Origin of the sequence: Antrihabitans auranticaus (assembly GCF_016481275.1) — a bacterium.
Taxonomy (GTDB): Bacteria; Actinomycetota; Actinomycetes; order Mycobacteriales; family Mycobacteriaceae; genus Antrihabitans.
The window spans coordinates 1,262,644-1,283,157 of record NZ_JAEMNW010000002.1 but is presented as its reverse complement, the minus strand read 5'-3'; the positions used below and the strand labels follow the sequence as shown (position 1 = coordinate 1,283,157).

At 64.7% G+C, this 20,514-nt stretch carries 20 protein-coding genes; 6 read left to right on the top strand and 14 right to left on the bottom strand.

Annotation, left to right across the window (positions count from 1 at the left end):
- The first annotated feature begins 31 nt into the window (after nt 1-31).
- The 3 genes from JGU72_RS14080 to JGU72_RS14070 all read left to right on the top strand — a co-directional run bounded on the left by JGU72_RS14080 (nt 32) and on the right by JGU72_RS14070 (nt 5,041).
- Entirely contained in the window at nt 32-2,341 is a 2,310-nt protein-coding gene (locus JGU72_RS14080) for an ATP-binding protein (protein WP_233531954.1), read from the top strand.
- Nucleotides 2,342-2,442: 101 nt separating this feature from the next.
- Complete coding sequence (locus JGU72_RS14075) at nt 2,443-4,098, top strand: flavin-containing monooxygenase (protein WP_199684489.1); 1,656 nt, start codon at nt 2,443-2,445, stop codon at nt 4,096-4,098.
- Between the two features lie 10 nt (nt 4,099-4,108).
- Nucleotides 4,109-5,041, top strand: a complete 933-nt coding sequence (locus JGU72_RS14070) for an alpha/beta hydrolase (protein WP_199684488.1) — start codon at nt 4,109-4,111, stop codon at nt 5,039-5,041.
- Between the two features lie 21 nt (nt 5,042-5,062).
- Here JGU72_RS14070 and JGU72_RS14065 read toward each other — a convergent pair whose 3' ends face one another.
- Nucleotides 5,063-5,263, bottom strand: a complete 201-nt coding sequence (locus JGU72_RS14065; RefSeq protein ID WP_199684487.1) for a hypothetical protein — start codon at nt 5,261-5,263, stop codon at nt 5,063-5,065.
- A 190-nt stretch (nt 5,264-5,453) separates the two neighbouring features.
- Here JGU72_RS14065 and JGU72_RS14060 point away from each other — a divergent pair, with 190 nt between their 5' ends.
- Entirely contained in the window at nt 5,454-6,197 is a 744-nt protein-coding gene (locus JGU72_RS14060; RefSeq protein WP_199684486.1) for an SHOCT domain-containing protein, read from the top strand.
- Here the strand turns inward: JGU72_RS14060 and JGU72_RS14055 are convergent.
- The 4 genes from JGU72_RS14055 to JGU72_RS14040 are packed head-to-tail and all read right to left on the bottom strand — an operon-like array spanning nt 6,194 to nt 9,259.
- Nucleotides 6,194-6,859 (bottom strand): class I SAM-dependent DNA methyltransferase, encoded by a 666-nt coding sequence (locus tag JGU72_RS14055; protein ID WP_199684485.1) that lies wholly within the window; start codon nt 6,857-6,859, stop codon nt 6,194-6,196. The two genes, JGU72_RS14060 and JGU72_RS14055, sit on opposite strands and share 4 nt — an antisense overlap.
- Nucleotides 6,856-7,614 (bottom strand): PIG-L deacetylase family protein, encoded by a 759-nt coding sequence (locus JGU72_RS14050; protein WP_199684484.1) that lies wholly within the window; start codon nt 7,612-7,614, stop codon nt 6,856-6,858. The genes JGU72_RS14055 and JGU72_RS14050 overlap by 4 nt, the downstream gene beginning before the upstream one ends.
- Entirely contained in the window at nt 7,608-8,552 is a 945-nt protein-coding gene (locus tag JGU72_RS14045; RefSeq protein WP_199684636.1) for an acyl-CoA dehydrogenase family protein, read from the bottom strand. Before JGU72_RS14045 ends, JGU72_RS14050 begins: the two co-directional genes overlap by 7 nt.
- A 5-nt stretch (nt 8,553-8,557) precedes the next feature.
- Nucleotides 8,558-9,259, bottom strand: a complete 702-nt coding sequence (locus JGU72_RS14040; protein WP_233531950.1) for a glycosyltransferase family 2 protein — start codon at nt 9,257-9,259, stop codon at nt 8,558-8,560.
- Nucleotides 9,260-9,364: 105 nt separating this feature from the next.
- Here JGU72_RS14040 and JGU72_RS14035 point away from each other — a divergent pair, with 105 nt between their 5' ends.
- The gene (locus JGU72_RS14035) at nt 9,365-9,538 is read left to right on the top strand and encodes a CsbD family protein (RefSeq protein WP_199684483.1); all 174 of its coding nucleotides are present in this window, start codon (nt 9,365-9,367) and stop codon (nt 9,536-9,538) included.
- 156 nt (nt 9,539-9,694) lie between these two features.
- On the top strand, nt 9,695-10,111 hold the full coding sequence (locus JGU72_RS14030; RefSeq protein WP_199684482.1) for a low affinity iron permease family protein: 417 nt from the start codon (nt 9,695-9,697) through the stop codon (nt 10,109-10,111).
- A 5-nt stretch (nt 10,112-10,116) separates the two neighbouring features.
- Here JGU72_RS14030 and JGU72_RS14025 read toward each other — a convergent pair whose 3' ends face one another.
- From JGU72_RS14025 to JGU72_RS13985, 9 genes are all read right to left on the bottom strand, one after another.
- Nucleotides 10,117-10,590: an ATP-binding protein gene (locus tag JGU72_RS14025; protein ID WP_199684481.1), complete on the bottom strand. Its 474-nt coding sequence runs from the start codon at nt 10,588-10,590 to the stop codon at nt 10,117-10,119.
- 74 nt (nt 10,591-10,664) lie between these two features.
- Nucleotides 10,665-10,814: a hypothetical protein gene (locus JGU72_RS14020; protein ID WP_199684480.1), complete on the bottom strand. Its 150-nt coding sequence runs from the start codon at nt 10,812-10,814 to the stop codon at nt 10,665-10,667.
- 182 nt (nt 10,815-10,996) lie between these two features.
- On the bottom strand, nt 10,997-11,725 hold the full coding sequence (locus JGU72_RS14015) for an ABC transporter substrate-binding protein (RefSeq protein WP_307828435.1): 729 nt from the start codon (nt 11,723-11,725) through the stop codon (nt 10,997-10,999).
- A gap of 12 nt (nt 11,726-11,737) precedes the next feature.
- Nucleotides 11,738-12,061 carry a putative quinol monooxygenase gene (locus JGU72_RS14010; RefSeq protein WP_199684479.1) on the bottom strand — a complete coding sequence of 108 codons (324 nt, stop codon included), beginning with the start codon at nt 12,059-12,061 and terminating at the stop codon, nt 11,738-11,740.
- A gap of 8 nt (nt 12,062-12,069) precedes the next feature.
- The gene (locus JGU72_RS14005; protein ID WP_307828434.1) at nt 12,070-13,449 is read right to left on the bottom strand and encodes an MFS transporter; all 1,380 of its coding nucleotides are present in this window, start codon (nt 13,447-13,449) and stop codon (nt 12,070-12,072) included.
- The gene (locus JGU72_RS14000) at nt 13,450-14,757 is read right to left on the bottom strand and encodes a uracil-xanthine permease family protein (protein ID WP_307828433.1); all 1,308 of its coding nucleotides are present in this window, start codon (nt 14,755-14,757) and stop codon (nt 13,450-13,452) included. It lies immediately after the preceding gene.
- Between the two features lie 2 nt (nt 14,758-14,759).
- Nucleotides 14,760-15,869, bottom strand: a complete 1,110-nt coding sequence (locus JGU72_RS13995; RefSeq protein WP_199684478.1) for an FAD-dependent monooxygenase — start codon at nt 15,867-15,869, stop codon at nt 14,760-14,762.
- Nucleotides 15,870-15,945: 76 nt separating this feature from the next.
- Nucleotides 15,946-20,235: a type I polyketide synthase gene (locus JGU72_RS13990; RefSeq protein ID WP_199684477.1), complete on the bottom strand. Its 4,290-nt coding sequence runs from the start codon at nt 20,233-20,235 to the stop codon at nt 15,946-15,948.
- Nucleotides 20,235-20,507, bottom strand: coding sequence for an acyl carrier protein (locus tag JGU72_RS13985; protein ID WP_199684476.1), 273 nt, complete (start codon nt 20,505-20,507; stop codon nt 20,235-20,237). Before JGU72_RS13985 ends, JGU72_RS13990 begins: the two co-directional genes overlap by 1 nt.
- Nucleotides 20,508-20,514 lie beyond the last annotated feature (7 nt).

The following is a 20,514-nucleotide window of genomic DNA, read 5'->3' as shown; positions in this document are numbered from 1 at the left end:
AAAGACCGAACGCACCACGTCGAGAGGCCACATGGCCGAAAGCGATCCGGACCGCCCGAGGCGGCATGCGGTGATCACGAGCTTCGTGGGCCGCCGCCGCGAACTCGCTGACGCCAAGAGTGCGATGGGGGAGTCTCGCCTGGTCACGCTGACCGGTCCGGGCGGAGTAGGCAAGACGCGGCTTGCCTACGAACTTGCCGAACGGGCGCGGCGGGCATTTCGCGACGGCACGTGGATCGTCGAATTGGCAAGTGTCGAGGACGAATCCAGCCTGACCTCGGCTGTGGTGTCGACGCTTGCCGTGCCCGATCAGTCCAACCGTGCACCGATCCGAAAGCTCACGGACTACTTGCGCGAACGCCAGCTGCTCATAGTTCTCGACAATTGTGAACACATGCTCGCGCCGGTCGCGGCACTCGTAGACGAGTTGCTCGCGCACGCACCTGGGCTGCGAATCCTTGCGACCAGCCGTGAACCGCTCGGGATCGCAGGTGAGCACTCGTGCACAGTCCCGCCGTTGACGACTCCTCCGCCCGATATCGTGCACAGCCCCGAAAGCATCGACAGATTCGAAGCAGTTCGGCTTTTTATCGATCGTGCCCGCGACATCACGCCGGACTTTGCTGTGACGCAAGAGAATTCGGTTGCCGTTGTACAGCTGTGCAATCGGCTCGACGGCATCCCGCTCGCCATCGAACTGGCGACGACTCGGCTGCGCGCACTGTCGGTCACCCAGATCGTTGCCCGCCTCGACCGCCGGTTCCAGCTTTTGACCGGCGGCAACCGGGTCGCGTTACCCCGGCAGCAGACGTTGCGAGCGCTGATCGACTGGAGTTACGAGCTCTGCACAGATGCCGAGAAACTGTTGTGGGCAAGGCTTTCGGTGTTCACCGGCAGCCTCGATCTCGATGCGGCCGAGCAGGTCTGTGGATTCGGGGAGCTGAACCGGGACGACGTGATCGATGTGCTGGACAGGCTCGTCGCGAAGTCGATTCTCGTGATCGATCGCGACGGCGAAACCGTGCGTTTTCGCCAACTGATGACGGTCCGTGAGTACGGGGCCGAATTGCTGGCGGAATCGGGAGAGCGGTCGACAGTGCGGACGCGTCATCGCGACCACTATCGCAACAACGCGAAGCAGATGGTCGCACAGTGGTGTGGACGCGGGCAGGCGACTGCTCTTGCCGCGATGAAGCGCGATCATCCGAATCTCATGTCGGCCCTGGAGTGGTCTGTTACCACCCCCGGGGAGTTGGGCGCGGGTGCTGAACTTGCGGTTGACCTGCGCTACCACTGGATCGCCGGCGGCTTCCTGAGCGACGGGCGGCGCGTGCTCGAACAGGTTCTCGATGCGTTACGCGAACCTGGACCGCACCGTGGTGAGGCGTTGTGGGTCGCGGCATGGGTAGCGCTCATTCAGGGCGACCGCGATCCGGCCCAGCACTGGCTGGTCGAGTGTAGCGATTTCGCGCGCGCTCGCGGCGACGGCCGATTGGCGTCGCACTCCGCCCAATGGATCGCCATCCATCACCTGTTTTCGGGTGACACCGCGGCCGCGATCGTCTCGTTCGAGCAGGCGATCGCGGGCTTCGTCAGCGTGGGCGACAGGGCTTCCGAACTCACGACCGCGTTTCAGCTTGCGATGGCCCAGACCTACAACGGACGCCATGACGACGCCCTGGGCACGTGTCGAAGCGCGCTTGCGCTGAGCCAGAAGGACGGTGAACTCTGGGCGTACGCGTACACGCTGTGGATCAGCGGCGTCGCCCGGTGGCACCTCGCGGATGCCGCGGGCGCAGAAAAAGATGCCCGAGCCGCCCTTGCTGTGCAACGGTCCTTCAAGGACAGCATCTGCGTTGCGCTGACCATCGAGCTCCTCTCGTGGATCGAGGCGAGCCGGAATTTCGATCGTGCAGCCGACCTGTACGGCGCCGCGCAGGCAGTCTGGACCGGTCTGGGTACCACTGTCGAAGCGTTCGGTCCCGACATCCACCGTGACTCGTCGGCATCCGCAGCACTTGTCGTAAAAGCTTTGGGCCGCAAGCGGGTCGACGACACTATCGCGAAGCACGCCGACCTGACGAAGGACGCGGCCCTAGACCTCGCCCTGGACGTCCACGCAGCTGCCGCACGCCCGGATGCCAGGCCGGTTCTGACGAAGCGCGAACAGGAGATTGCGGAACTGATCGCCAAGGGCATGAGCAACAGGGCAGTCGCCGAGGCGCTCGTGATCTCACCGCGGACCGTCGACGGCCACGTGGAGCGCGTGCTGGCAAAGCTCGACTTCACTTCGCGTACGCAAATCGCCTCGTGGATCGCTGGGAATCCTTCCCGCTCCTGAAAATGGGGTACCCGATGGGGTGATCTGCCCCACTTTTTTCGGAGCGGAAACACAGAGTCTTGATGGCAGCACCAGATGCCCCCGCCTCGGAAGGACCGCACATGACTGCCACCATCGAACAGCCAAGCACCTCGACAGCCGTCACCGACTACGACGCCGTTGTGATCGGCGCCGGATTCGCCGGCCTGTATGCGTTGCACAAGTTCCGCGACCGGATGGGAATGTCGGTCCGCGTCTTCGAGGCCGCTGACGGCGTCGGCGGTACCTGGTATTGGAATCGCTACCCGGGCGCGCGCTGCGATATCGAGAGCGTGCACTACTCGTACTCTTTCGACGACCAGCTGCAGCAAGAATGGGTCTGGAGTGAGCGTTTCGCCGCCCAACCGGAAATCCTGCGCTACCTCGAACACGTGGCCGACCGCTTCGACCTGCGCCGCGACATCCAGTTCGACACCAGGGTCGACTCGATGGTCTGGGACGACGCCGACAGCATGTGGCGGGTTGGCACCGAAGCGGGGGAGACGGTCACCGCCAAGTACGTCATCTCCGGCGCCGGCAACCTTTCGGTCCCGAAGACACCGGAGTTCGACGGCGTCGATTCGTTCAGGGGCAAGGTCTTCCTGACCGGGAATTGGCGCGAGGAGAACGTCGACTTCTCGGGCAAACGGGTCGCCGTCATCGGCACCGGTTCCAGCGGCATCCAAGCGATCTCCGAAGTCGCCAAGACCGCAGGTCAGCTGACGGTCTTCCAACGGACTCCGAACTACGCGACGCCGATCGGCAACGGCCCTGCCGATGCCGACGAGGTCGCGGCCGTGAAGGCCGACTACAGCGCGGTCCGCGATGCCTCCCGCAATCACTTTCTCGGCGTCCCGTACTCACAGGTGCAGCCCTCCGCTCTCGCCGTTTCTGCCGAGGAGCGCAGGGCAACGTTCGACGCGCGCTGGAACGCGGGTGGATTCCGGCTGTTCATCGACAGCTTCCAGGACATCCTGTTCGACAAGCAGGCGAACGACACGATCGCCTGCTACATCCGCGAGCGGATTCACGAGCGCGTCAGCGATCCGGCCGTCGCGGAACTGCTTGCGCCCAAGGACTATCCGTACGGCACCAAGCGGCCACCGCTCGAGACGGACTACTACGAGGCGTTCAATCGGGACAACGTCAGTCTGGTCGACATCAAGAAGGCACCGATCGAAGCGATCACCGAGACCGGCGTGCGTACCGCCGACGCGGAGTACGAGTTCGACGTCATCATCCTTGCCACCGGCTTCGACGCCATGACCGGTCCGCTGCTCAAGCTCGGCATCGTCGGTCGTGGCGGACTGAAGCTGTCGGACAAGTGGGCGTACGGACCTCGCACCTATCTGGGCCTCACCGTGAACGGGTTCCCGAACCTGTTCATCGTGACCGGTCCGCAGAGCCCGTCGGTGCTCTACAACATGCCGCTTGCGATCGAGGACCACGTCGACTTCATCGGCGACGCAATCGCATACCTACGCGACGGTGACCTCGATATCATCGAGCCAACCCTTGAAGCGGAAGACGCTTGGGTCGAGGGAGCACTCGAAATCTCCTCGCAGACACTGCTTCCCGGCACCGATTCCTGGTACATGGGAGCCAATGTTCCGGGCAAGCCACGCATATGCATGTTGTATCTCGGTGGTGCACCGGCGTATCGGGCGATCTGTGACGACGTCGTCGCCAATGGATACGACGGCTTCGTCCTGACGCCGGCAACCGTTCCAGCGATCTGAGGAAACCGAAATGTCTTTGGATACAGATGTCCAGTCCCTCTTGGCCGGCTTGGGCGCGCAGGGCATGCAGTCCTTCGAACTCGTGGGGGTTGATGCAACGCGAGCGATCGTCGAGACCTTCACCGGACTGCAGATGCCGCCGCGCGAGGTAGCGAAGGTGATCGAAAGCGCATACCCGGGACCCGCTGGGCCGCAACAATTGCGGATCTACGTCCCTGATGCAGATGCACCTCTTCCCGTGGTCGTGTATTTCCACGGTGGCGGGTTTGTCGGTGGTGGTCTCGCTGTGGCCGACGAACCGGTACGGGCGCTGGCCAACGATGTGGGAGCGATCGTTGTCGCTGTGAGTTACCGGCTCGCACCGGAGCACAAGTTTCCCGCCGCAACCGATGACACCTTTGCGGCATTGAAATGGGTTGCGGCACATGCTGCCGACTTCGGGGGCGACCCCGCCCGGATTGCCGTCATGGGTGACAGTGCAGGCGGCGGTCTCGCCGCCGTCACGGCCCAGCGTGCTCGCGATGAGGGCGGTCCTGACCTTGTTGCCCAAGTCCTGGTGTATCCGGTTGTGGACCCGACCGCGAAGCTACCGTCGCGCATCGAGTGCGGCTCGGGCTACATCATCACTGCAGCTGCGCTGGACTGGTTCTGGGACCAGTACCTGACCGGCCCCGCCGATCTCGATAATTCATTGGCCGTGCCGGCCAGGGCCAAAACGCTCTCCGGTCTTCCCCCTGCACTGGTGCTCTCCACCCAGTACGAAGTGAGCCGCGACGAAGCCGAAGCGTATGCGACGAAGCTGGCGGCAGGGGGCGTCGAGACCGAAGCGATCCGGTTCGACGGCCTGGTCCACGGCGTCTACTGGATGTCGGGTGCGGTGCCGCGAAGCGTCGAACTGCGAGACGCGATCACGCGATTTCTGACGAAGCAATTTGCCCGATGAGCGTCAGACGGCCGATGGGCGTCAAATGCAGACCGAGATAGTCGTGACGGGCCACGGCCAGATCGGTATGTAGGCACACAACCCGATGTTCGAGGACCCGACATTGATGACAGGGGTCGGCTCCGGAAGCCATTCCGGGTCGGCCCCTGCGGTCGCTGTACCTAGCCCGCACAGGGACGCGGTGAAGACAAGGGCGGTGATCGTTTTCGTGTACCTGGACATAATCGGTCCTCGGTTCGGGAAATGCGGTCGCTCAGATGCGCTGAGAGGATCTCTCGATGGTAGATCGATGATCAACTATTGGGAACCCTCGGCCGCGTCGACGGCAGGTGTAATTCCGGGCATGCTGGGGTAATACCGAACGGCCCCAGAGCAACTGGCCGGGCAAACGATATCAAGGAGAGTGCTTTCCGTGGACGAGCGATTCACTCCGGAGATCGACACCGCCCTCGATGCTGCGGCGGCACGATTCGCCCTGTCACGCGGCGCGGTCGACGAGCTTTTCGCGGCGGTCGCGCGCGGCGGCGGCCGGATGGCCCAGTTCTCGATCGCCGAACTCGGGGGCAGCGGGCAGTGGATGCTCGGCGGAATGACGATGGTCGGCAACATGTTCGATCATGCACTGAAGGCGCGGGTCGACGCGCTGTGCCGTGAACTGTCGCAGCTTTGGGAAACGGTCCCGCAGGCTTCGAGGACTGGAGCACAGGGATCCGGGCGCGCCTGGTGGCCGCCGGAGCTCGGCGCGCCCAGCTCGAGTGGCGGCCAGAACGACACTCGATACGCATACTTCCCACATGTCCGGCGTCTCGCCGTGATGGCCGACGGTGAGGTGCATGTGTACGACACGCTCGACCACGCTATCGGCGGGGTGTCGCAACAGCAGGGCAGCGGAGCCGCAAGTCTTCGGTTCTCCAGCCAGGCGGGCACGTTCGGCGTCGCCGACCTACGTGAGCTCACGCAGGCGAATCAACCGTCCCCGCCCCCCGCACCAGCCCCTGCCCCGGCGCAAACAACGAGGGAGGGCGGTGGATCGCATTCGGATTCGTCCGAGTCGATCGTCACCGCGATCGAGGCGCTCGCAGGTCTGCACGCCCGCGGCATACTGACCGACGAGGAGTACTCGACAAAGAAAGCCGAACTGCTCTCGAGGCTTTAGCGGTTGCGCAGCTGGTCGTCGCGGGAAGCTCCGTCGGCGCTGACATCGGCACCGTCCAGTCCTTCCTCTGCTGCGACAGACGCCCAGCTACCGATCGTGGTGTGCACGTCGATACGCATGTCGGGGTCGATGTAACCGCCGACCCTGGTGAGGCCCGGGGTGGCGCAGAGGATTGCGTGGACTGCGTCCCCGGACAGCGGATATTCCGCGACAGGGTGGCGCCAGTGGACGCTGAGCAGGGTGCCGCCGTCCGCGAGATTGGCAGTGACGGCCTGCATAGCCCGCACCAGGGATTCGGCATCGAGGTAGTAGCAGACCTCACTGAGCACGATCAGATCGAACGTGCCCAGCGTCCATTCGGATCCGAGCGCCCAATTTCGGCATTCGACTCCGGTGCCGGCAACTCGTTCGCGAGCCCGGGCCAGCGCGGACTCGACGACGTCTGTTGCAACGAGGCGATCGCACCTGCCGGCGAGTTGCTGGGACAGTACGCCGTTGGAGCAGCCCGGTTCCAACGCTCGGCGGTACTGTCGTCGCGGTAACGCAGCCAACGTCAGTGCGTACTTGCGTTGTTCGTACCAGCGCGTTTCGAACTGCCACGGATCGGAATTGTCGGCGTAGAGCTTCTCGAAGTAACCGGGTGGCAAGGATTCTGGGCTCATACGAATACGGTCTCGGTCGCGCGCAGCAGTCGGGCCAGGACGTGCTGAGGCAGAATGGGCGCGAAATCCGGCTCAGTGTCGGGAGCCGCGAGTTGACTTGCAAACCGGGCGACGGCATCGCGCTTCGCCCGCGCGATCCCGTTCGGCAGCCGGACCGATCGTGCGGCCGACCACGGCACGCTCGCGTCACCGGGTGCGGCCCAGTGCCACATCCAGACCGGATACTCCACGAGGCGCACACGTGTATCCCGTAAGGCGAGGGCGCACGCTCTGCCGGTGGCGTCGTGATCGGGATGGCCGTCGTTTCGCCACGGGGCGGCGCACCACGTCCCTGCGGGATCGTCAGCAATGATCTCGGCGAGCTGCGAGGCAAGTTCGGGCTCGTGGTCGGCGACCGCTCCGTCGTGGATGCCAAGCCGCGTGATACGGGGTGGCACGCCCAATTCCGCTAGCGCTGCAAGAGATTCGGCCGGCCGTCGCGTCGCGAGGTCCGCCGGTGTGACAGTCGTCGAACCGCCGTGTGACGCTTCTCCGTCCGTCACGGCAACTACATCGACCCGTATTCCCGACGCCGCCGCGATCGCCATCGTGCCGCCCAGGCCGAGGATCTCGTCGTCGGGATGGGGCGCGACGACGACGAGCCGCCGGCAGCCGAGCAGTGAAAACGTCGGGAATGTGACGCCCCAGCGTTGCCACGCTGCTTCCGGTGTTCCGGGAGCCGCCACAGGTGTTTCTGCGAGAGGCTGGATTACCACGGGTGCTCCGATCCTTCGAGGTCGTGGCCGAGTTCGGCAAGATCGCGCTCGGCATGGCTCTGGCGCAGGTAGACGGTCAGATCGGCGACGCGCTGCGCGTGGGCGGGATCGCTGCACAGCGGTGCCGCACCCAGTGCTCGACCCACTCGATCGAGAACGCCGGTGGCCGACATCTCGACGACCGCACGAACCGAGCGAGCCCGGATTCGGCTCGTGCCGAGCCGGTCGGCCGGATCTGCATCGATCGCGTCCGCGGCGGTGTCGAGGCTTGCGCGCGCCGTATGGAGCAGGGCTGCTACGGCCCCAAGATGCGCGGCAGTGTGTTCGTCGCCACGGCCCGCCCGAACGTGCCGGTGGAGGATGTCAGCCACCCCGCAGGCGCCGCCGAACCAGCATGCGGCAACGCCGATCGCGCCGTGCCAGAATCCAGGGCGATCGATATAGGCGCCGGGCGAGCCGACGAGCGTCGCATCCGCGTCGGTGAATTCGACAGCGCCGGAGTCGCTTTCGGCCATGCCGACGGCGTGCCAGGTGTTGGCGAGCGGTTTCGCCCACGGCTTCCCGAGGTCGACTGCAAACAAGGCCCTGCCAACCGGAGTTCGCGCGGTGATCAGCGCGTCGGTGCAGCTGGACGCCCCCGAGCACCACGGCTTGACACCGTTCAATACCCAGCCCTCCGACGTCTCGGTGGCATCCACAACGGGCACCGGCGGCTCCGCTGCCCAAACACCCCAGATGCGACCGGGTTGGCTTGCGGGACCACCCAGTTCGTCCAGGATGGCCAGTGCATCGCAATGCGCCTCGGCGAGCCGGCCCAAGACCGCGTTGCTCCTGCTGATCTCGCTGAGCGCGTGCCAACGTGCCCGCGTATCACCAGCGCCGGGTAGGGGTAGGTTCAAGCCCCCGGACTGCACAAGTGCGCGCAGCCGATCTGCCATCGATTTCACGACGCGAGCTCCCGCAGGTGGTCGGCAAAACCGCCGCGTGCGCGGCCGATCAGTCGACTCGACGTCGTGACCGGATTGTTCCCGGCCCACGTCACTGGGATGTCGTGTGCGACGAATCTGCGCACCAGATCGACGTCTTCGCCCGTTTCCAACGCAGCGAATCCGCCTACCGCCCAATAGTCCTCGGACCGAAAACCGATATTCGCACCGTGAATGTGGCCGTGGTCGGCGCGGTGCGAGTATCCCGATTCGTGCCGTTCGCGTGCGGCGGCGCCGAGGTGCGCCCAGTCGTCGACAGCCACGGTGCCGCACAGCACGCGAGCGCCGCGCGCTGCGTGCTGCCATTGTTGCAATAGCCAGGAATCGGTGACGATACTGTCCGCGTCCGTGCACACGAACCAGGACTCGGAATCCGTTCGTGCACGGGCGAACCCGGCCGCTCGCGCGGCGCCGACATTCGCGGAATGGATGACCACGACGTTGTCTGCGAGCCCGGTGTATGCGGCGGAATCGTCCGTGCAGGCATCGAGTACGACGGTCACGGTCACCGGTACCGGTACGGCGCGACGCGCTCGGTCGATCGATGCGAGGCACCCGGGCAGTAGTCGCTCTTCGTTATGGGCGGGTACCACCACAAGCATCTCGCGCGGCGCCGTGTTCATCATGGCCAGCGAATACCCATGTGCGAGGACGATCATGCCTGCGAACCGTGCCCTGTCGAAACGGTGTTTGCCGACTCGGCCCATCGGGTAACCACTGGACAAGCCCCCATGGGGACCGATCGACGACGAGGAGGACCACCGGTGAGTGGTACCGACAAGGCGAAGAACAAAGCAGACGATCTTCTCGGCCAGGCGAAGGAAAAGCTGGGGCAGGTAACCGGCGACCGCCAGCAGGAGAACGAAGGCAAGACCGATCAGACCAAGGCGAACCTGAAAGATGCCGGCGAAAAGGTGAAGGACGCGTTTCGCAGCTGATCGCAAGTAATCGAGATCTAAATACAACTGCATAGTCCTCCAGCAACGGGCGGAGTCGATGTCGACTCCGCCTGTTGCGATGCGTGCTTGAAATGCAGACCTGCTGGGTATCCGGTGTGCACCCTGCACGATTTGCACGATTCAGGATCGGTCGATATGTCAGCAAAAACTCACACGCGCGAAGACGGATCCTCTGCGGACTCGGATGGCGACTCGCCAGGCCCAATGCACAAAGTCACGTCGAACGCGGTGCATGCCGTGACGAACTGGGCGGGATCGATATACGCGAGCGCAGCGGTGGCACTCGTAGTCTTCTTGATTCTGCTAGTGGGTGCCGTGTTCCGGTTTCCCCACAGCTGGCAGGTGCTGGTTCATTCGCTGGGCGCAATCGTCAGCCTGCTCATGCTCTTTCTGATTCAGCACACGACGAATCAGCAGACGAATGCCGTTCTGCTGAAGCTGGACGAGCTCATTCACGCTACGAGCGACGCGCGTGACGAAGTCATCGATGCGGAGGACCGGACGGTCGAAGAGCAGGACGATCTGGAAGAGGACCTGCACGAGAATTATTAGGCTGTTCAGCGCACCGAGTGCAGGCTGCCCGTACATCGAGCGCCTGCGTTGTGCGGCGACCGCAACTCCCAGCTCAGGTGGACGACCGTACCGTTCTTGTCGGTCAGGACGTCCGCGTGATCACTCAGTGCCGCGAGGAGCGTCATACCGTGACCGCGAAACCCTGGATCGGAATCGGGTGTGCGCCAGGTGCCATGATCGGTGATCGTGACAGCGATTCGGCCGGCAAGTCGATGATGCGCGGCGGACAGCTCGAACGACCGCGCCATGCCTGAGGCGTACGCGTGCTCGACGACGTTCGCCATCGCCTCGTAGCAGGCTAGTGCGACGTCGCTCGCGCGCTCGTCCGAGAGCGGTGTGCCTGCAAGCCACTCGACCAATTCGCGTCGCACAGTAGCGATCTCGCGTGCGTCGGCCGAGTGCACCGTCATGGTCAAGGGTCGCGCGGCTATCCGCTCCCTGCTGTCGATATTCGTCACAATCTTCGGATACCCCCGGCTGCTCGAGTTACACGTGCTCGTGTATCGATGTGATGAAGATGACTCCTGTCAGGTCACGGGTCGGCGTCGGCGCCTGATGCCCGAGACTCCGAGTCGTCCTCGGTGTCTTCCGGGTCGGGTGAAATGAAGTCCGTCCCGCCGTCGGTGTCGCCCTTTTCATCGCTTGACGGTTTCAGGTCTGCGTCGGACCGAGGTTGCTGCACGCACTCGCTGTACCCGCCCGAATGCAGCGCCAAACGAGAGCGGCACCAGTAACTTCGCGACATGTCAGTCGCATGGTCCGACGACCCGGTCCGTTGCCTATATGGTGCCCCGCGGCGAGGGTTCTTCTGGGACAGGTGGCTGAGCGCCGACTACGCAGACCGTGTCGTCGCGTGGCCCGCGGTCAGCGTGCGGCGTGGGTCGCCTCCAGCCACGTCGCAACCAGGCGGCCGAGGGTACCGTCGGCCGTGAGGCTCTGCTGTGCGGTGTCGATCTGCCCACGCAGTTCGGCGTTTCCCTTCCGAACGGCGATCGCGATCTCCTCGCGGGAGATACCGCGTTGCACGACGTCGAGCGTCGGTCGATCGCGAACCAACCAGGTGAGCACTGGGGCAAGCTTCATGACGGCGTCGCAGCCGCCGTTCGAGAGGTCGTCGAGTGCTTTGCCGATGTCGTGATAGTCGTACACGCGCACTGCACCTGCGCGACCCCGCGCTACCAGCTCGTTTGCGATCGGTTGGCTGGTGTTGCCTTGCTGAACACCGATTGTGAGGCCGGCTAGATCATCGATGCCGTGCACGTTCGGCAGGCGTTTCGTGTCGGTCGCGAGGGACTGCCCGGACACGTAATACGCAGCACAGAAGTCAGCTCGCGCCGCTCGCTCCGGCGTGACGGTCGTCCCGGACGCAATGCAATCGACTGCGTCGTCCTCGAGCATGTCGAAGATTCCGTTGAAATCGCTGCCGCGGTAGGGAACGAGCTCCCACGAGCGACCGAGCGCGTGCGCAATAGCCTTGGTCAACTCGATGTCGAAACCGGTTGCGCTGTCTGTCGAGCGCGAATCGTTTTCGTACAACTCGAACGGTGGATCCGGCAGTGCCGACCCAACGCGAAACGGGAGTGCGTCGGCCACACTCGTCTCCTGTCAGTCGAGGGAAAGTTCACCCATTTTCGACCATCCCGTCGCGCCCTCGATCGTGGTGCTCACGATGTCCGGCGTTCTGCGGATGAGGGGGCGCATGTCGATCAACGCCTTCTTGAAGTGGTCCGAACCGACGTGTGCTGCCGCGGCGTCGTCTTGAAAAGCCTCGACTAGCACGAATGTGGTCGGGTCGTCGATACTGCGTGACCACTCGAACCACAGGTTGCCCGGCTCGTTGCGGGTTGCCTGCGTGAAACTGTCGACTCGGCTGAGCCACTCGTCGACGTAGTCGGTCTTGACCGGGAACTTCACGACGATGAATATCACGCGGTTCACTATAGGCCGGTTCGCTGTCGCCGCCCCCGGGTTGCGAGCACTGCCGCGCCCGCGGCGAAAAGACCGGCTGCGAGTACGAGAAATACCCGGTCGAGAGCTCCCGCGATAGACGCGCCGTGTGCCTGCATCATCTCGAGGGCCGAAGCGCTGACGGCGACGCCCACGCCTGCCAGGGTGACGAGCGAGGTCAGCGTGACGCCCGCAGCTTCGCCGGCTCTTTCGGGCCGTACGACCGATTGGGTTGCGACAGTGGTGAACGCGTAGACGAGGCCCATCGTGAATCCGCAGGCGGTGAGCACCGGGACATACAGCGGCCAACTCGTAACCGTTGTCAGCGCTCCGAGTGCCACAGCGGCCGAGATGCAAGCAATCCCCATGACCTGTACCGGATTGTGCCGCGCGGCAAGGCGTCCCGACAGCGGACCGCCCAGGGCAGCGCCGGCCGAAGGGCCCAGGAACACGATGCCCGCTGCGAGCGGGCTGAGGCCGCGCCCCTGCTGCAAATAGAGCGTGGAGCCGAAAATTGTTACAGCGTATGCGATGTTGGCGATCGTTCCCGCGATCATGAGCACTGTGAACCGCGATTGTCGCAACAGGGTGAGGTCCACCAGGGGCGTAGGAACCCGCGTCTCTACGAGAACGAATCCCACCAGGACGGCGATCGCCAGCGCGAAGGCGCCAATTGTCGCCGCGGACAGCCAACCCCACGTCGGCGCGCGGTCGAACGCGAGGGTGAAGACGCCGATTCCGACCGTGATGAGCGCCAAGCCCGCGATGTCGAGTCGCCGTGGCGCCGACTCGTCGGACGATTCGGTGATGGTCAGTACACCGAGCACAAGGGCGGCGATAGTGAGCGGGACGTTCAGCCAGAAGATCGCGCGCCAGCTGAGCTCCTCGGTCAGTAAACCGCCGACCAGCGGTCCCGCTGCGTTGCCGAGACCGGCTATGCCATAACACAATCCGATGGCCCGGCCGGCGCGAACCGCGGGAAATGCGTTCGTGAGCACACTCACCGAAACCGGGAAGATCAGCGCGGCGCCGATGCCTTGGACCACGCGCGCGCCGATCAGCATCTCGGCTGACGGCGCAAGCGCGCAGCCGACGGACGACAGCCCGAACAGTGCAATCCCCCCGAGCAGGGCGCGCCGCCGCCCGTACATGTCGCCGATTCGGCCGCCCGGCACCATGAATGCGCCGAGGGCAAGCATGTAGGCACTGATGACCCACTGCAGGTCGGGCGCGGAGGCGTCGAGGTCTTCGGCGATCCTCGGCACGGCGAGATTCATTGCGAAGTAGTCGAGCTGGACACAGAACAGAGCGGTCGAGATCGCCGCGACGATCAGTTTGGGATGAGCCGGCTCGCCCTGCGTCGCCGCCACCTATCGCGCCCGTCCGCGTACCGTCCGGCGGTTGGCGAGGGCGCGCGCGATCGGATACCCGACGAGTATGCCGATCGAGCCCCACGCGATGCCGCCGAGTTCCACGCTTCCGATTGTGAGCGTGAGGTTTCCGATACCCGCGACGAGTGCGGCCGCTGCGACCGTCAGGTTGACCGGGTCGTTGAAATCTACGCGCGCCTCCATCCAGATGCGCACGCCGAGAAGGCCGATCAGGCCGTACAGCACCAGCGTCGCGCCGCCGATGACTCCGTCCGGGATCGTGAACACCAGCGCGCCGAACTTGGGCGAGAAGGACAGCACGATCGCGGTTGCCGCGGCGACCCAGTAGGCCGCGGTCGAATAGACCTTCGTTGCCGCCATGACACCGATGTTTTCGGCATAGGTGGTGGTGCCCGAGCCGCCGCCTGCACCCGCGAACGTGGTCGCGATCCCGTCGGCGATCAGGGCGGTTCCGGCGAGGTCGTCGAGCGACTTGCCGGTCATCGTCGCAACTGCCTTGACGTGGCCGACGTTTTCGGCGACAAGGACCACGACCACTGGCAACGCAAGCAGAATCACCGAAAGGTCGAACGTCGGACCGCGGAACTCCGGCAGACCCAACCACGCGGCGTCGCGCAGGGCGTCGACCCGTTCGGCGGCGAGGTCGCCGATCGCCCATGCAAAGAGCCAGCCGGCGACAGAGCCGACAAGAATGCTCAGCCTGCCGAGCAGGCCTGGTCCGACGACGGTGACGAGGAGGATTACGGCCAGCGTCACGACGGCGATGAGCGGCTGCATCTCGAACGATCCGGTAGCGGCCGGTGCGAGGTTGAGGCCGATCAGGGCGACGATCGCGCCGGTGACCACAGGCGGCATCACCACGTCGAGTGCCTTGGCGCCGACGGTGTGCACGACCGCACCGACTGCGGTCAGGACGACGCCCACCGCCAGGACCGCGCCGAGTTGGGCGGCAGGTCCATCGGAAGCCGAAGCGGTCAACGGTGCGATGAACGCGAACGAGGAGCCGAGGTAGCTCGGAATCCGGCCTTTGGTGAGGACGAGGAAGAGGATCGTCCCGATGCCGGAGAACAGCAGTGTGGTGGTCACCGGAAAGCCGGTGATGGTCGGCACCAGCAGTGTCGCGCCGAACATCGCGATCACGTGTTGCATGCCGATGCCGACGGTGCGTGGCCAGCTGAGCCGCTCGTGCGGAGCGACCACTGCTCCGGGGGCGATCGACCGGCCGTCGCCGGCAAGGGTCCAGCGTGGAATGCGGCCACGCAGTGCGGAATCCGCTCGTTTCGTCACCGTCAGAACATACTGCTGTAGTGGGGTAGTGCGAAGGCATTGGCGACAGCCCCGAGTCGGGAGTCGGCGTTGCCTTCGCGCCCCATGAGTTGGGTATCGAGAACCCACTCGCGCATTCGACGCTCGTACGCGGCGAGTCCCGCGCTGTAATCGCCTCCGGCAGATGCGAGTTCACCCGCGAGAACGTACGCGGCGACGAACGCCAGGCTTGTGCCCTGCCCGGTAAGCGGGGAGGGGCAGAACGCAGCGTCACCGACCAGCCCGATCCGCCCGCGACTCCACGAATCCAGCAACACCTGACTGCAGGTATCGAAGTAGAAGTCCGGCGCCTCGTCGATTTGCGCCACCAATAGCGGCACTTCCCAGCCCATTCCGGCTGTTCGCTGCCGTACGAGTTGCTTCTGTGCGGCAACGTCGCGATAGTCGAAACGAATTTCATCGGACGGGAAACTCACGTAGACGATGGCTTCGCGATTCTGGTGGACAGGCCGGATGCCTGCCGAGCAACCCGATTCGTTGTAGGCCAATGCCCAGTTTTCGAGGCCGAGATGGTTGGGCACCGACCACAATCCGATGCAGGTGCCCATGTCGTGCAAGAACTTCGACTCGTCGCCGAAGATCGCCGCGCGGACCGCGGAGTGCAGGCCGTCGGCACCGATGACGACGTCGAACTGCCGGTTGGACCCGTTCGCAAACTCGACGGTCACGCCGTCGGCCTGCTCGTCGACCACGGTGATTCGTTCGCCGAAGATGTACTCGATGCTGTCGCTCGTCGCCTCGTAGAGCAGTCGCGACAGATCGCCGCGCAGGATCTCGATCTCGGCGATCTGACCGTCGCCGGCGAAGTCTTCCGGTCGCATCGACGACAGCACGATGCCGTCCCGGTCGACGACAGAGAACCCGGCCGTCGCCGTCCGCGCTGCGCGGATCTCGTCGTCCAGACCCATCAGCACAGCCACTTGCCTTGCGACCCCGCGCAAGTCGACCGCTTGCCCACCCGGGCGCAGGGCAGGTGCCCGTTCGACCACCGTTGTGTCGAACCCTGCCCGCTGCAGCCAGAAGGCCAGCGCAGGCCCCGCGATGCTCGCTCCGACAACAAGAACACTCGCCATAGCGGAGAACGCTAGGTGACCAGCGCAGAGCGCTCCACCGATTTTCGCCCGGCGGCGTCACTACGCTGCCCAACAGTCACTCTGTCAGCGCTTCCAGCTCCTCGACCAGCGCTTTTACGCTGTACCTGATCTGATCCTCGGTGTGGCAGGACGTCACGAAGAAGCGCAGTCTGGCCAGATCCTCCGGTACCGCCGGATAGAGAATCGGGTTCACGTTGATTCCACGCTGCAACAGGCGATTCGAGAGGCGCAACGTTTTCAGCGAGTCGCCGACAATGCACGGGATGACCGGCGTGTCCAACGTGTCGCCGGTGTTCAAGCCGGCGTCCTTGGCCAGTCGCAAGAACAGTGTGGAATTGCGCCGCAGCACAGTCAGCACGTCGGGATCGGCGCGGAGTTGCTCGATGGCCGCGAGTGATGCTGCGGCGTTCATCGGCGTCATTCCGACGCTGTACACGAAGCCCGGTGTCGTGTACTTCAGGAATCGAACCATCTCGGTGCTGCCACCGACGTAGCCTCCGCAGCCCGCCAGTGCTTTCGACATCGTTCCGGACCACAGTTCGACGTCGGAGCGGTCGACGTCGAAGTGCTCGCCGATTCCGCCGCCCGTGGGCCCGAGCACCCCGATGCTGTGCGCTTCGTCGATCATCAGCAGCGCGCCGTGCTTCTTCTTCACCGCGATGAACGCAGGCAGGTCCGGGATGTCGCCGTCTTGGCTGTAGATCCCCTCGATGAGGATCAGCACACGTCGATAGTGCGGTCGAATCGCTGTCAGCATTGCATCGAGTGCGTCGATGTCGTTGTGCGGGAAAGGTCGCCGCGTCGCGCCCGACAGTTTGCAGCCTTGCAGGATGCTGTCGTGGGCTAGTGCGTCGTGGATGACGAGGTCGTCCGGTCCGACAATGTGCCCGATCACCGTGACGTTCGTGGCGTGTCCGCTCACGAGCGCGATCGCATCCTCCGTGCCTAGGAGGCCGGCGAGCGCCTTCTCGAGTTCACGGTGGACGGGCTTCTCGCCGGACAGGAGCCGGCTCGCCGAAACGGAGCTGCCGTAGCGCGCGACGGCGTCTTGGACCGCCTCCACCACGGCTGGGTGACCGGACATGCCGATGTAGTTGTAGCTGGAGAAGTTGACGACCTCCGAACCGTCGACGATCGACGTGTCGCGGGTGACGCCGTCGTTGATCAGGAAGTACGGATTCGTGACACCCAGCGCCTCGCCGAGTTGCAGTCTTTCGGCCAGCGCCTTGACCTCGCCGAACTCGGCGATCGACGTTTCTGGGGCGACCTTTCGTTCCGGCGCGGGCGGCACTTCGGTGGACACGGAAATCGGCTGTCCGGGCTGAAGTTGTTGCGATACATAGGCGGTCACATCGTCGAGCGTGCGTGTGGGCGTGAACCAACTCGGGTCGATGACCAGTGCCGGGTAGGTCCGGCGTAGCCCACCGAGGAGGTCGGCGACCATGATCGAATCGAAGCCGAGTTCGTCCATGACCGGTTTGCCGGTGTTCAGCGCCGCGGCCGGAAACCCGCTGACCCGCGCGGCGGCCGCCCGCACCGACGCCGCGATCGCGTCGTCGGGCACGGTGGCTCGCGGTGGTAGGGAAAGCGTTGCCGGACTGCCGCTTTGCGCGACGGCGGCGAGGACGGCGGCCTGTTCGCGGAAGAGCGCAATGAGCTGGTCCATCGTGGTTTCTTCCTGTTCGGATGCCTTGCCATCGGATGGTGTGCGGTCGGGTGAGCTCGGGCTCGGTTGTGCGACGGCGCTCGGCGCTGGTGGGCTCGGCTTCATCCAGAAGCGATTCGTGGTGGCGAATTCGTATCCGCTCAGGCGTAGGCACACTCGGGATTCGGGCTCGTACAGGCCATCCCACGTGGGATTCAGGCCGTCTCGGTAGAGCACCGAAACCGTGGCGGCGAGTTCGTCGCCGGTGGCGCCGGGCCCCGGGCAGGGCGCGAGGCGGGCGGCGGCAAGGTCGGGCTGCAGCCGGGCCACGAGGGGCGTCAGGATTCGTCTGGGTCCGACCTCCAAGAGATGGGTCGGCTCGGTGACCAGAGCGGCCGTCGCGGCGTCGGCGAAACGAACAGGTTCCCGGATGTGCTCGGTCCAGTAAGTGGCGTCCATCGTCTCGTCAGGACCGAGTAGGCGGCCGCGCAGTGTCGAATAGATCGGAACGCGGGGGAGTTGATAAGTGCAGCTCGCCGCGACGTCCGCAAACTCGGGCAGCATCGGATCCATGAGAGGGGAGTGGAACGCATGCGAGACGGTCAGTGGCCGTGTCGTGAATCCCGCCGCCGCGAGCGCTGTGCCGAACCGTGCGAGCGCGCCTGCGGCGCCTGACAGGACGACATCGCGCGGACCGTTCACGGCTGCAAGGGCGACCTGCGGTTCGGACGCGATCATGCCCTCGATCTCTGCGGAGCCGGCGCGGACCGCGAGCATGGCCCCTGCCTCTGGGAGGCTCTGCATGAGGCGGCCACGAGCCGCGATCAGTCGGCACGCGTCGTCGAGGCTCAGGACTCCCGCATGCGTCGCCGCGGCGTATTCGCCGACGCTGTGCCCGAGAAGCCAGGACGGCGCGATCCCCAGCGTGGAAAGTGTCTGCGCAAGTGCATATTCGACGGCAAAAATGCCGGGTTGCGCCCACTCCGTGCGATCGACCTCAGAGCCGGAATCGAAACTCACGGCGGCGATCGACCCGCCGATGTAGGCCGCCAAACAGTCGTCGACCGCTGCAAGGGCGTGCCGGAAGATGCTGTGCCGGTTGTGCAGTTTCTGGGCCATGCCGGGGTACTGAGAGCCTTGGCCAGTGCAGAGCCAGCCGATACTCAGACCCTGTGAGACCCCTGTCGATGTGTCGAGCAGTACGGGGTCGCGCAGCGCGGTGAGAGCCTGATTCCGGTCGGCGACCGGGAAAGCAAGCCGTTGGCGCCCCGCCGCTTTCACTGAGTTCGTCGACCAGCACAGCTGTCCGATGTCGATGGCGGGGTTTCGTTCGATGTCCTGTGCGAGGCGTATCGCGTTGCGGTGCAGCCCTTCCCGATTGTTGGACGACAACGTCAGCACGCCGCGACCGAGACTCGCGGGCGCTGGAACGGTCGGCGGCGGGCTGCCGAGCAGCATGTGTGCGTTCGTTCCACCGAGACCGAAGCTGCTGACGGCTCCGAACACTTCGCCGTCGGGTAGTGGCAGGGGCTCGTCGAGCAGCCTGAGTCCGTTGCCTGCAAGTTTGAGTCGCGGATTTTCGTCGCTCGCGAATCGGCTCGGCGGAACCACGCGATTGTAAAGTGCGAGTGCGGCTTTGATCACGCCGGCAACGCCTGCTGCACCTTCGGTATGACCGAGATTTCCTTTGATGGAACCGATCGCGCAGGGCTGCGACCGGGTGACCGCGTGATGATGGCCGAGCGCCTTCACCTCGATCATGTCGCCGAGCACGGTCCCCGTACCGTGCGCTTCGACGAACGACACCCGATCGGCGGTCACACCGGCGCGCCGGTAGGTATCGCCGACGACCTGTTGCTGGGCCCAGCGGCTGGGTGCGGTGATCCCGTTGCTGCGGCCGTCGTTGTTGACGGCGCTTGCCTTGATCACCGCATAGATCGGGAGACCCGCTGCCAGCGCGTCGTCGAGCCTGCGCAGCACCAGCATGGCGACGCCCTCGCCGCGTCCGATCCCGTTCGCCTTGCTGCTGAACGGTTTACAACGTCCGTCGGGAGCAGACAGCCCGGCCTGGGTGTAGAAGACGTTGAGGGTCGGTGTGATGGCGATGTTGACCCCGCCGGCCAGCGCTTGATCGCACTCGGCGGTCCGCAGAGCCGAGCACGCCATGTGTAAGGCCACCAGGGACGACGAGCATGCCGTGTCGATCGCGAGACTCGGTCCCTTCAGGTCCAGCGTGTAGGAGACGCGGTTCGCGGTCATGAAGTAGCCGTTGCCGCTTCCGAGTTGCGGCGTGATGGCGGTGAGGTCGCTCATTTGCGAGCTCCACTCGTTGGCCATCACGCCGACGAATACACCGGTGTTCGACCCTGCTTGCGCTTTCGGATCAAGTGTTGCGTCCTCGAATGCGCGCCACGCTGCCTGCAGCAGTAAGCGCTGCTGCGGGTCCAGCGCCTCGGCCTCCCGTGGGGCAATGCCGAAGAACTCGTAGTCGAAGGCGTCGGCGTCGGCGATGAAGCCTCCGGTTCTGTTGTTGACCGTTCCCGGGCCGCCGTCGGCGTCGTAGAAGCGATCAGCGTGCCAGCGCTCGCTTGGCACATCGGCGATTCCGTCACCGCTCGCCATCAGGAGTTCCCACAGTGTGCGCGCATCCGGTGCCTGTGGGAATCGGCAATCGAGGCCGACGATGGCGATGTCGCTCATCACACCTTCTGGTACGAGAGTACTGTTTCTTCCGCGATAAAGGACGCCATGGCCGCGATCGTCGGATAGTCGAAAACAACAGTGGGGTCGAGTTCGAGTTCCCACTTGTCTTCGATCTCACCGCATAGGCTCACCGCAGACACCGATTCGATTCCGAGCTCGGCCAGTGCGATATCCGGGCTGACATTTCGCACTGGCTGCTCGATATAGAATGCCACTCTTCCGATCAGCCAGTCGATAATCGGGGCAATTTCGCGCACGTTGGAATTCATCGATTTC